Origin of the sequence: Neorhizobium sp. IRS_2294 (genome assembly GCF_050500145.1) — a bacterium.
GTDB lineage: Bacteria > Pseudomonadota > Alphaproteobacteria > Rhizobiales > Rhizobiaceae > Neorhizobium > Neorhizobium soli.
This window is the reverse complement of sequence record NZ_CP191439.1, coordinates 2,462,366-2,474,700: the sequence shown is the minus strand read 5'-3', so window position 1 is coordinate 2,474,700 and position 12,335 is coordinate 2,462,366. Positions and strand designations below refer to the sequence as shown.

Below are 12,335 nucleotides of genomic sequence, written 5' to 3'. Positions count from 1 at the left end.
ATGACTGACATGATGAAAGCCGTGCGATTGCACGAGTTCGGTGGACCAGATGTACTCCTCTACGAGGATGCGCCCCGACCGGAAATCTCGGCTGTCGACGTGCTTGTTCGCGTCCATGCCACGAGCCTCAACCCGCCGGATCTCTATCTGCGCGATGGTTACCGGGCTCTCCCGCCGGAATGGCAGCCCAATCCAAGCTTTCCGCTGATCCTTGGTACGGACGTTTCCGGCACGGTTGCGGTCGTCGGCGAAGACGTGTCGCAGTTCAAGGTCGGCGACGAGGTCCATGCGATGGTCCGGTTCCCGCATGACCTCATGACGGGAAGCAGCGCCTATGCCGAATATGTTCGTGTTCCCGCATCGGACCTGGCGCTGAAGCCCGTCGGGATCGACCACGTCCAGGCCGCCGGCGCGCCGATGTCGCTTCTGACCGCCTGGCAATTTTTGGTCGATCTGGGACACGATGCGCCGAACCCTTTCCAGACCTTCCCGCATGCACCGGCTCTGCTCGACGGCAAGACCGTGCTGGTAAACGGCGCCGGCGGCGGCGTCGGCCATCTCGCAGTCCAGATCGCGAAATGGCAAGGGGCGAGGGTGGTTGCCGTTGCTTCCGGCAAGCACGAGGCGCTTCTCAATGATCTTGGTGTCGATATTTTCATCGACCACACGAAGACGGCTGCTGAACAAGTGGCGAAGAATGTTGATCTGGTGCTCGATGCCGTCGGCGGCGCGAATATGGAACGCTTTCTCCCCAGCATTAAGCCGACTGGCGCCCTGTTTCTCGTCAACCCGCTGGGCTTTTCAGGTTATGACGAAGCCGCGCGGCGAAAGATCACCGTCTCGACGACGCAGGTGCGCTCGAACGGCGCGCAACTGGCAGAGGCCGGCCGTCTGCTTGAGGACGGCTCCATACGGGTGGTGATCGACAGCACCTATCCGCTGGCCGAGGCAGCGGCAGCGCATCGTCGTGCTGCCGAAGGGAGCATCCAGGGCAAGATCGTGCTGGTCGCCGTCTGATCACCACTTGACCAGTCAAGGCCCAGGCCGCCGCAAACAGATGGTCGGGGCGCTGATAGAGGGGCTATCCCATGCTGATTATCACCGGCTACATGCACGTCGATCCAGCCGATCTGGCGCAATTCATGACGGAACTGAATGCGCTGGCATCCACAACACGGAAGCGTCCGGGCAGCATCACGTATGATGCTGCCGTGGACGATCCACAATCAGGTCGATTGCTGATATCGGAACGTTGGGTCGATCAGGCTGCGCTTAGCGCTCATTTGCAGGCAGCCGACACGATCGCGTTCGTCAGCCGCTGGATCGGTAAGATGCGAGGCGAACTCAAGAAATACGACGCATTGAACGAACGCGACATCATGGATTGCTGATGCTGCTACTGGGTTGGAGGTCTGCGTCCGCATTGGGCAGACAGCCGACCTCGACAGTTCTGCCCCTACACGCGACACTGCGGACGATCGTAGAACTCCCTAGTCTGCCACGTCGCAAAGCTCAGAAACACCAATGTCGCTTCATCGCGAGTTTCCCGAAACCCGGCGTTGGTTCACAATTGGATTGCCGGATATGCAGGGTCTCTCTGTTCGATCTGCCAGCCGGAAATCCAGATGCTGCGCAGCCTATCTCCCTCTTTGGGGAAGTGGTTTCCCGTCAAACTGCAGCTTTCCACGCGGTCGATCCGGAAATTCCGAATTGCCTGTCTCAGTTCGCACCATCCGACGATGACGGCACTGTCCAGATAGTAGATCAACGCCAGCGGCCAGACGATGCGACGCGTTGGATTGTTCTGCTGGTCACGGTAGTCGAGCAACAGCTTTTCCTCGTCGCGGATCGCACGACGGACAATCCCGAAATCGATGCCTTCCGGAGCTGGAGTGCTTGCGCCCCAAGCGTGAAGGGCACGCGATGTCAGTGCTTCGCGCAACGGCGCGGGCACGGCAGCTGCGATTTTAGCGACGACCCGTTCGGATGCCTTTTTGAGGTCAGTGTCGCCTGTACGCTCGATCAGCGCCATGCCGAGAACGACAGCCTCGGTCTCCTCAGCCGTAAACATCAGTGGCGGAAGATCAAAGCCGGGTCGGAGAATATAGCCGATCCCGCGCTCGCCTTCGATCGGCACGCGCATAGCCTGAAGGCCGGCAATGTCCCGATAGATCGAGCGCATGTTGACTTCCAGTTGGGCTGCCATCTTCGCCGCCGTTATAGGCGTCTTTGCCAGTCTCAGAATCTGGATGATCTCGAAGAGCCTGGAAGCTTTGCGCATGCTGATTACCCCATCACAACTGACACACCCCTGTCAGTGAGCCCCTGTATAGCATGCCGCAACACGCTGAAAAACAGGCGGTATCGAGACCGTCAGTCGAATGGAACGGGCGGCAACTGACATGACCTACGTCGAAAATCTCTGGCTTTTCTTCCTTCTGCTGACGGGCATTATCGCCGTTCCGGGCATGGACATGGTGTTTGTCCTTGCGAACACTCTTGCGGGTGGAAGACGCGCCGGGCTCGCAGCGACTTTCGGGATGATGGCCGGTGGAGCCTGCCACACCTTGTTCGGCGCTTTCGCCGTTGCCGGGCTTACCAGGTTGATCCCGGCTGTTTCCGGCCCCATGCTCATACTCGGGTCGGCCTATATGATCTGGATCGGAGTCAGTCTTGCCCGCAGTTCGATCGTGATCGGGTCCGTTGATAGCGGTGCGGCTCGATCTTCCGGGCGGGTCTTCATTCAGGCCGTCGTCACTTGCCTCCTCAATCCGAAGGCATGGCTGTTCATTCTCGCCGTCTATCCACAGTTCCTGAAGCCTGCTTTCGGGCCGCTCTGGCCCCAGACACTTGCGATGGGTTTGATGACCGTGCTCGTTCAGCTTGCCGTTTACGGTGGACTGGCTCTGGCCGCCGCGAGAGGACGCGATGCCATCGTCTCCAAACCCACTTTGACGATCTGGGCAGGACGGGTGGCTGGTTTGGTGCTGGTTGCGATTGCCGCATACATGTTTCTGCGCGGATGGAATGAACTGTGATCGAGCGATCCGGTTGTCGCAGAAATCCTGAGTGTCGGGGTGAAAGCGGCCTCACCAACCACCCCTAATACCCCACACAAAAACGGCCGAGATTTCTCCCAGCCGTCTGAACTCTCTCAACCGCGTCTCGCGTTAAGCGCGCGTGGTGCGCTTGCGGCCCTGATGGCCGGCGGTGCGCTGGTCGATGGGGGCCTGGCCGCGGTTGTCGTTGCCGAAGCGGACCGGGCCGCGACCGTCGCCCTTGGGGGCTGCGGCCGGCGTGTGCCGGTTTGGCTTGGCTTCGCCGGATGCGGCGGCCGCATTGCCCTGATGGGCCTTGCGCTGGCTGCCGGCTTCATGCGCGCCGTGGCTTGCATGGTCGCGGTTGCCGGAACCGGCTGGCTTGGCTGAGCCACGGTTGTCAGGACGACCGCCAGTCTTTGCGCCCGGGTTGCCGAACTGCTTCTTGACCGGACGGAAATCCGAAGTCGAGGACAGATCGTTGTCGGGCGCTACGCTTGCCGCTGCCGGCCGTGCAGCCTGTGAACGGGGAGCCTGGCTTCTTGGCGCTTCTGCACCGTCACCAGCGAAGAACGGCTTGCGCGCCGGACGTTCGCGGCGCGGGCCACGGGCTTCGCCGGCAGCACCGGCACCGCGGCCTTCGCCGCCGCCGCCATTGCCGCGTGGCTGGCCGCCACGGCCGCCCTTGTTGCCGCCGCGGGCATTGGCGCCGCCACGGTTGTTGTTGCCGTTGGCGCGAACCGGACGGTTCATCGTCTCAGGGCGCTCGCCGGTCAGCGTCTTGATCTCGATGTTCATCAGCTTTTCGATGTCGCGCAGCAGCATCGTTTCGTCCGGTGCGCAGAAGGCGATCGCGATGCCTTCGCGGCCGGCACGGGCCGTGCGGCCGATGCGGTGAATATAAGCTTCCGCGACATCAGGCAGATCGTAGTTGTAGACGTGGCTGACGGCCGGGATATCGATGCCGCGGGCCGCGACGTCGGTCGCAATCAGCGTCTTGATCTCCCCATCACGGAAACCCTTGAGTGCCCGTTCGCGCTGGCCCTGGCTTTTGTTGCCGTGGATCGAGGCGACCGAGAAACCGATGTTTTCAAAGTGCTTCATCAGCTTTTCAGCGGTGTGCTTGGTGCGCATGAAGACGATCGAGCGGCCATCCGGATTGTCGAGCAGCGACTTGCGAAGAAGGTCGGTCTTGTCACCCTTGCCGGCAACGAAGTGGACGAACTGGTCCACCTTGTCGGCTGCCTTGCCCGCAGGCGTCACTTCCACCTTGACCGGGTCGGTCAGGAAGTCGGCGGCCAGATCGGCGATCGCCTTCGGCATGGTGGCCGAAAACAGCATGGTCTGGCGCTTCTTCGGCACCATCTTCGAAATCTTGCGCAGGTCATGCACAAAGCCGAGGTCGAGCATCTGGTCGGCTTCGTCGAGCACGAGGAAGCGAACCGTCGTCAGACCGATCGCGCGGCGCGAGATCAGGTCGAGCAGGCGGCCAGGGGTGGCGACGAGGATGTCGGTGCCCTTTTCCAGCTGCAGCTGCTGCTTGTTGATCGAGACACCGCCGACGACGAGATTGATCTTGAGCGGGCGGCCCTTGATGAAGGTCTTCAGGTTGGCGGCGATCTGGTTGACCAGTTCGCGGGTCGGCGCAAGGATCAGCGCGCGGGTGGTGCGGTTGTCGGGGCGGGTCGCGTCGGCCATCAGGCGCTCGATCAGCGGCAGGCCGAAAGCTGCGGTCTTGCCGGTGCCGGTCTGCGCAAGGCCGATCAGGTCGCGGCCTTCGAGGAGAAGCGGAATTGCCTGGGCCTGGATCGGCGTCGGGGTTTCAAAACCAAGCTCGGTGAGCGTGGCGACGATCTGCTTGGACACGCCAAGAGATTCAAAATTCGTCAAGTCGAATACCTTTCGGGGCGCCAAAAGCGGACGCTCCGAAATGGCACCATGCCATCCGGGCTGCTTGTGGCGTCAAGAACCCCGCGTGATTTGGGAACTTGTGTGTTGGAAATTACTTTCCAGCGCTTGAACCCTCATCCCGAGGGCGATCTATCTGTGCGCCTTGTTCCTTCTTCGCGCTGTCAGTATGGACGCGGGGCAGCTCACGCGGCTGCCGGAAGGTGAAAGCTGGCATGCATTTGGTTGATTTGCCGCCGAAAGTCAAGGTTCTTCTGCAAAACGACGCAGGCTGTCCGCTAGCTGCGACCCGGTAGGCACTCACGTCACAGGGGATTTTCTCGAGTCGTCAGCCCTCCGAGCGGCGGCCACACGAACGGCGATCCCCAAGGCAATGGTCGCGCAGAGTGGCGGCCCAAAACGAAAAACGGCGGTGCATCGCACCGCCGTATCGCAAATCTTGATGGACGCCTGGACGCTTTAGTAGCAGACCCGTGCGCGGTAGGCTTCGCCATACTCGTTTTCCACCCATTCATGGTGGCAACGCGGTGGTGGTGGCGGTGCGGCATAATAGGCGCGACGATAGACGACCGGCGGCGGTGGCGGCGGAGCATATTCGTATTGCGGCTCCACATAGACCGGACGCTGCGATCCGGACACGATCGCGCCGCCGATCAGGCCGCCGGCAATCCCGGCCGCGGCACCCAGCAGCACATCGTCGCCGTGGTGACGGTAGTGATCGCGGGCCTGCGCTGCCGGTGCCGTCGCAGCAAGTGCGCCGGCGACTGAGAGAGCCGCAATGCCAGCAGTAATGGTCTTCTTCATGATCGACATGCCTGGTTCCTTTCCCCGTGGTGTTTCGAGGTACGTTCAAAGCGTCGCTCTCAATCACGGCGGATTGATGGAAGTTTTATCGCCGTAGTCTGAACGCCTATTCAGACTCCACCGTGGAAAAATTGCTTTTCGAAAGGTGTCGGCAACCCAGGGTCTGCCCGGAGATTGAATTGCGGCGAAAACCCGGCAATTTTCGGGAGGAATTGTGGCTCGAGCTGTCTGGCGGTTTTGGCGGGCAAGAAAAAGCGCCGGGTCTAATCCCGGCGCTGGAGCTGATCAGCAGTTGTTCGTCGTGGTGCCGGAACCGTCGGTCGAACCGCTGGTTGCCGAAGGTGCGCCACCGACACCCGTCGTGTCGCAGCCGCCTTTGCTCGTGCCGTTTCCGGTCGTCATGCTCTTGGAGTCCGTGCTGCCCGTGGTCGTCCCATCGTTGGCGCTATTGGACGGCGTGTTGGACGGCGTCTGGCCGGTTGTACCGCTGCTCGTTCCGGATGCAGCGCCTGCGCCAGACGCGCCGGAACCTGCGGATCCACCGGATGCACCTTGAGCGAATGCCGATGTTGCAAGGCCAAGCGTCAGCGTGGCAATCGTCACAAGTTTCATCATCGAAAATTTCCTTTGTTCGCTTCACGTCAGGGTTAACCGGCGTCGGCGTCCAAGGTTGCCTGATGCGGCCGATTTAGTGTCATTGCGTTGATCCTCGATGCGTGAAACGCCCCCGGCCGCACTCCATTCGAACTTGCGAAAACGCAAATATTAAACAACCCTGTGTTCCGGGCAACGTGTTGTTAATACTCGCTATGGTGTTATCGGGTCGGTTTCCGAAAAATGGTGGGATCCCGCATGCGCGGGAGTGAGCGGGGCAGGGTGCACACGAAGAGCGAACGCCTGGAAAGCAAGTTTCTGGAGCGGGCCTGCGCCCGCATCGTGGATCTCCCCGAACCCGCCTATATCAAGAACTGCCGGCTCGCATACGTCGCCGTCAACCCCGCCTATGCGGCCATGGTCGGCGCTCGCCCTGAGGAGCTCGTCGGCCAGACAAGCCTCAGCCTCGGCAGCGAAGGCGAAAAGGATGAGCGCAAGGAAAAGGAATGCCGCGCCCTGGTGTTCGGTGCCGAAGAAAAGGCGCTGGCGTTCAACGCCGACGGGATCTTTTCCCATGAGATCCATATCGAGCGGTTTCTGACGGAAGACGATCAATCCTACGTCTTCGGCCATTTCCTGCCGGTCGGCGCTGCATCGCGCCCAACGGGTAATGGCGTCCCCGCGCCGCTCGAGACGGCGGCGAAGCCGTTTTCGCTGTTTGAGAACGGTCTTCTCGACGACGCGATCGACATGCTCGAAATGGGCATCGGCATCTACGACCGCGACAATGTGCTCGTTTACTGCAATTCGCAGCTTGTCGACCATTTCGATGCCTGTGGCATCGTCATCAAGCCGGGCATAGCGCTGGAGGACATCATCCACCGCGCCTATGATCAGCGGGAACGTGCGGCAAGCGGCAATGCGTCCGTAACGCTTGCGCCGCGCGAGAAGTGGGTGGAACAGCGTCTCCGTGCCTTCCTCGTTCCCTATCACGAGCGGATCGACAAGCTGCCGGATGGGCGCTGGATGCGCAGTCTCAACAAACGGCTGGAAAACGGCCTGCTGATCGCCATCCGCCACGACGTCACCGACTTCAAGGACCAGGAGATGCTGCTGCGCAGCCAGGTGGCGGAAACCGGGCTTTTCCGCGCCATCCTGGAAGACCTGCCGGCCCCCGTGTTCGTTCGCAACGAAATGCACGAGCTGACCTATGCCAACCACGCCTACGAGCAAATGCTGGGCAGCGAACGGGAAAACTATCTCGGCAAGACGGAAGCCCAGATGTTTCCCTGGGCGGCGGAGCGGTTCTGGAACGAAAACGCCCGCGTGCTGGACGGCGAGGCGATCGACAAGTCGGAGGATATGACCTTCCCGGACGGTTCGGTCATTCCGGTTCTTACCCGCCTGCGCTCGATTGAGGTCGACGACGGCAGCCGCTATCTGGTCTGCTCGCGCACAGACGTGTCGCTGATCAAGGAAGCGCAGCAAAAGGCGGAAAAGGTCAGCCAGGATCTGCAGACGATCCTGTCGGCCCAGCCGGTCGGCATCGGTATTCTCGATGCGGATCTGGTGTTCGAATACGCCAACCCCGCCTTCTATACATCCTGGGATACGGACAAGCGCTTCGATCTGGCCGGTCGTTCCTACCGGGATTTCATGAAGGTCAATTACGACAACGGTATCTATGCCGGCTCGGACCTGGATTTCGATGCGATCTACAATGCCCGCATCGCCGCACTGACAGCCAGCAACGATCATCCGCCGATCGAGATCCGCACCCATGGCGGCCATTACCTGCTGATTTCGGGCACGCAACTGACCGATGGCAAGATCCTCATCAGCCATACCGATATCACCGCGATGCGCCAGCGCGATGCGGACATCCGGCAAGCGCAGGAAGCGCTGCAGAAACACGGCGCGCTGATGCGCGACGCAACCAGCGCAATGTCTCAAGGGCTGCTCATCCTGCACGACGGCGCGATTATCTTTTCAAACGATGCGCTTGCCGCCATGCTGGAGATGCCGGCCGACATGCTGTCGATCGGCAAAAGCTGGCGCAACGTCTTTGGCTACTGCGCAAAACGCGGCGATCTTGGCGATGCGCGTACCTCGACCGCGGCGCTGCGCGAATGGGAAGCAAGCGTTGCCTCTGGAGAACCGGTATTTACCTCGTTCCGCGTCGAGGACCGCCGCTGGATCCAGCTCGAGGCCCGCCCGACCGGGGACGACCACTGGCTTGCCGTCTTCACGGATGTCACCGAGAGCAAGGAACGCGAGGCGGACCTGACGCGCCTGCTCAACCGGGCGGAAGCGGCCGACCGTGCGAAGTCGGAATTCCTTGCCAACATGAGCCACGAGATCCGCACGCCGATGAACGGCGTGCTCGGCATGGCCGAACTGCTTGCGAAATCGAGCCTCGATACCCGCCAAAAGACCTTCGTCGACATCATCGTCAAATCCGGCAATGCGCTTTTGACGATCATCAACGACATTCTCGATTTCTCCAAGATCGATGCCGGCCAGATGAAGCTGCGCAAGGCGCCGTTCGATCCTGTTGAGGCAATCGAGGACGTGGCGACGCTTCTGTCGTCGGCCGCCGCCGACAAGGATATCGAACTGATTGTCCGCGGCGAGGTTTCGGTGCGCGAAACGGTCCTCGGCGATGCCGGCCGCTTCCGCCAGATCGTCACCAATCTGGTCGGCAATGCCGTCAAATTTACCGAAAAGGGCCATGTCTTCATCGACTTGAAGTCGCGGCCGATCGATGGTGACCAGCTGATGCTGTCGATCCGCATCGAGGATACCGGCCTTGGCATTCCCGAAGAAAAGCTTCGGTCGGTGTTTGAAAAGTTCAGCCAGGTGGATACGTCGTCCACGCGCCGTCATGAAGGCACAGGGCTTGGCCTTGCGATTACGTCCGGTCTGGTCGAGCTGTTCGGCGGTTCCGTCGAGGTCGAGAGCGAGCTTGGCCGCGGTTCGGTCTTTACCGTCAACCTGCCGTTTGCCGTGGTTGCCGAACGCAAGATGGAAGTGACGCTGCCGGTCAGCACCAGCGGTGCCCGGGTGCTCGTGATCGACGACAACGCTGTGAACCGCCGCATCCTCACCGAGCAGCTGAGCATGTGGGGCTTCGAGACCGTTGCCGCTGAAAACGGGGCGGAGGGTCTTGCCTTCCTGCACGAAGCAACCAGGCTCGGCATCGTCATCGATGTGGTCGTGCTGGATTATCACATGCCGGAGATGAACGGGTTCGACTGCGCCAAGGCGATCCGGCGCGACAGGCGCTTCGATTTCACCGGCATCGTCTTCCTGACGTCGATGGACATGGCAAACGACGAGACGATGTTTGCCGAGCTCAATGTTCAGGCGCATCTGATGAAGCCCGCCCGCGCAGCCCTTTTGCGCAGCACGATCATCGACGTCGTCCGCGTCATCCGCACCCGGCGCCGCGCATCCGGGCAGGCGGTGCCGCTCATTGCGTCGTCTACTCCAGCCGTCGACACAGCTGGCTCAAAGCCTGCAGAACCGGTGGCGCAGGAAAATACCGTCGCTCCTGTGATCAAACCAACGCTCGATGTTCTCGTCGCTGAGGACAACGAGGTCAACCAGATCGTCTTTACCCAGATCCTGCAGATGACCGGCTGGCTGTTCCAGATCGTCAAGAACGGCGCGGAAGCGGTCGAGGCCTGGCAGAAGTACGATCCGGCGGTGATCATCATGGACGTGTCGATGCCGGTGATGAACGGGCATCAGGCGACCCGCAAGATCCGCGAACTCGAAAACTCGACCGGCACGCATGTCCCGATCATCGGCGTCACCGCCCATGCGCTCGAAAGCGACCGCGAACTCTGCTTCCAGGTCGGCATGGACGATTATTTGTCGAAACCGATCAGTCCCGAAGCGCTTGAGAACAAGATCCGCCACTGGCTGGACGGCGCCGTCGTCGTTTCGGCGCTGGATGGCAACTGAGGTCTTAGAGCCTCAGTCCTTGCGTCCGCGCAGCATCTCGCGCTTGCCCGCAAAGCCGGGCTGGCGCTCCACGGTGAAACCCGCGGCCGCCAGATTGCGGCGGACGAAGCCTGCCGCCGCATAGGTTCCGAACGTGCCGCCCGGGCGGGTGCGGTCGAAAAGTGCCTGCATCAGCTCCGGCGACCACATGTCGGGATTCCGCGACGGCGCGAAGCCATCGAGGAACCAGGCATCGAAGTCAGCCTCTTCAGCCGTGACGCCGTCGAGCGCTGCGTCGCAGACAACCGTGAGCGTCGTCTGGTCATCGAGGTCGATGGTGATCCGGCCGCTCGGCTCATCCGGCCATGCTTGCGTCAGTGCCTGCCGCTGCGGATCGATTTCCGGCCACCGCGCCAGTGCCCGCCCGATCTCGTCGCGTTGCATCGGATAGAGTTCGAACGATGTGAAATGCAGCCGTGTGCCGGGTTTGCGGAAAAGCGCCCACTGGCGCCAGGTCTCGCAGGCGTTGAGGCCGGTGCCGAAACCGAGTTCGCCGATCCGGAACGTGTCTTCGGTCGGTGACATGTCGTTCCAGCGCTCCGGCAGTCCGTTTCCCGCCAGAAACACATGGCCGCATTCCAGGCGGCCATCGGTGCGGCAATAAAAGTGGTCGCCAAATTCCGTCGAATACGGCATATCGCCGTCATGCCAATCAAGCGCCGGTGCTTCAGGCGTGGCGTCGTCTTTTACAATTTCGGGATCGTGATTGCTCATGGAAGATGCGGATAATCCTCGAGGTCCCCGGGGTCAATCTCCAGCAATGCCTCATCTCCCCGATGATCATGTCGATCTCCTGATCATCGGCGGCGGCATCATGGGCCTCTGGGCCGCGGTCAAGGCGGAACGGCTTGGCATCCGCACCCTTTTGGTCGAAGCGGGACGGTTGGGGCAGGGTGCCAGCGGCGGCATTTTGGGCGCGCTGATGTCGCATGTGCCCGACCGCTGGAACGACAAGAAACAGGCCCAGTTCGACTCGCTCGTCGCCCTCGAAGACGAAGTGGCGAGGCTCGAAGCCGAGGCCGGGCTGTCCTGCGGTTATCGCCGCTCCGGTCGGCTGATCCCGCTGCCGAAGCCGCATCTCAGACCCATCGCCCTACGCCATCAGCAGGAGGCGGAGGTCAACTGGCGGCACGACGGCGATCCGTTCCACTGGCATGTGCTCGATGCGTCGCCTTTCGACGGATGGCCGGACCCGGCCTTTACCGAAGCCGGCATCGTGCACGACACGTTTGCCGCCCGCGTTTCCCCCCGTCATCTGATGGCTGCGCTCGCCGCCTTCCTTGGCAACGCCCGGCATGTGAGCCTGATCGAAGGACTGCCGGCGGAGCGGATCGACCCGGTGGCAAACCGCGTCGAATTTGCCGATGGACGCTCGATCGGTTTTGGCCATTGCATGATTGCGGCCGGCCCGCAGTCGTTTCCGCTGCTTGGTCCCCTGTCTCCATCCATCTCGGTTCCGCTGGGACAGCCGGTGAAGGGGCAGGCGGCGCTGTTGAAGGCCGATATCGATCCGTCGCTGCCGATCCTCTTCCTCAACGGCCTCTATGTCATCGCCCATGACGATGGCCACGTGGCGGTCGGCAGCACCAGCGAGGAGGAGTTCGACGCGCCGTTTGCCACCGATGCCAAGCTCGACGATCTCCTGGTCCGCGCCCGCGCGCTCGTGCCGGCACTTTCCGGTGCGGAAGTGGTGGAGCGCTGGGCCGGCTTGAGGCCCAAGGCGATCGGCCGTGAGCCGATGGTGGGTCCGCATCCCGACCATCCACGCGTCATTGCTCTCACCGGCGGCTTCAAGGTCAGCTTCGGGCTTGCCCACAGGCTTGCGGATGCCGCGCTCGGTTTCATCATCGGTCAAGAGCACTCGCTTCCCGAGAGTTTTATACTTTGGGATCATCTTTCGGTTGCTACGCGTTAAACGCGCGTTTCGGCCCTTTCTCGTCGTTAATCTGTCACGCAAATCGCGTAACCCAATTCGTGGGATTG

Annotated in this window: 9 protein-coding genes and 1 pseudogene; 5 read left to right on the top strand and 5 right to left on the bottom strand. The window is 61.5% G+C overall.

Annotated features, from left to right (window positions below; translation table 11 throughout):
• Together ACQY1K_RS11890 and ACQY1K_RS11885 are read left to right on the top strand one after the other, a co-directional pair.
• Complete coding sequence (locus tag ACQY1K_RS11890) at positions 1–1,017, top strand: NADP-dependent oxidoreductase (RefSeq protein WP_430258994.1); 1,017 nt, start codon at positions 1–3, stop codon at positions 1,015–1,017.
• Between the two features lie 71 nt (positions 1,018–1,088).
• Entirely contained in the window at positions 1,089–1,391 is a 303-nt protein-coding gene (locus ACQY1K_RS11885) for a putative quinol monooxygenase (RefSeq protein WP_113110813.1), read from the top strand.
• Positions 1,392–1,564: 173 nt separating this feature from the next.
• On the opposite strand, the gene ACQY1K_RS11880 is transcribed toward ACQY1K_RS11885, so the two are convergent.
• Positions 1,565–2,281: a helix-turn-helix transcriptional regulator gene (locus ACQY1K_RS11880; protein ID WP_430257449.1), complete on the bottom strand. Its 717-nt coding sequence runs from the start codon at positions 2,279–2,281 to the stop codon at positions 1,565–1,567.
• 121 nt (positions 2,282–2,402) lie between these two features.
• On the opposite strand from ACQY1K_RS11880, the gene ACQY1K_RS11875 reads away from it, so the two are divergent.
• A complete protein-coding gene (locus tag ACQY1K_RS11875; RefSeq protein WP_430257448.1) occupies positions 2,403–3,038 on the top strand; it encodes a LysE family translocator in 636 nt (211 codons plus the stop codon).
• A 132-nt stretch (positions 3,039–3,170) separates the two neighbouring features.
• Here ACQY1K_RS11875 and ACQY1K_RS11870 read toward each other — a convergent pair.
• The 3 genes and pseudogenes from ACQY1K_RS11870 to ACQY1K_RS11860 form a co-directional block, all read right to left on the bottom strand.
• A pseudogene (locus ACQY1K_RS11870) lies at positions 3,171–4,978 on the bottom strand (DEAD/DEAH box helicase).
• A 427-nt stretch (positions 4,979–5,405) separates the two neighbouring features.
• Positions 5,406–5,759 (bottom strand): hypothetical protein, encoded by a 354-nt coding sequence (locus ACQY1K_RS11865; RefSeq protein ID WP_062455439.1) that lies wholly within the window; start codon positions 5,757–5,759, stop codon positions 5,406–5,408.
• 276 nt (positions 5,760–6,035) lie between these two features.
• Positions 6,036–6,365 (bottom strand): hypothetical protein, encoded by a 330-nt coding sequence (locus ACQY1K_RS11860; RefSeq protein WP_113110811.1) that lies wholly within the window; start codon positions 6,363–6,365, stop codon positions 6,036–6,038.
• 237 nt (positions 6,366–6,602) lie between these two features.
• Here ACQY1K_RS11860 and ACQY1K_RS11855 point away from each other — a divergent pair, with 237 nt between their 5' ends.
• Entirely contained in the window at positions 6,603–10,313 is a 3,711-nt protein-coding gene (locus tag ACQY1K_RS11855) for a response regulator (protein WP_430257447.1), read from the top strand.
• A 12-nt stretch (positions 10,314–10,325) separates the two neighbouring features.
• Here the strand turns inward: ACQY1K_RS11855 and mnmD are convergent, their stop codons facing one another.
• On the bottom strand, positions 10,326–11,066 hold the full coding sequence (gene mnmD, locus ACQY1K_RS11850; protein ID WP_430257446.1) for a tRNA (5-methylaminomethyl-2-thiouridine)(34)-methyltransferase MnmD: 741 nt from the start codon (positions 11,064–11,066) through the stop codon (positions 10,326–10,328).
• On the opposite strand from mnmD, the gene ACQY1K_RS11845 reads away from it, so the two are divergent.
• On the top strand, positions 11,065–12,267 hold the full coding sequence (locus ACQY1K_RS11845) for an NAD(P)/FAD-dependent oxidoreductase (RefSeq protein ID WP_430257445.1): 1,203 nt from the start codon (positions 11,065–11,067) through the stop codon (positions 12,265–12,267). The two genes, mnmD and ACQY1K_RS11845, sit on opposite strands and share 2 nt — an antisense overlap.
• Positions 12,268–12,335 lie beyond the last annotated feature (68 nt).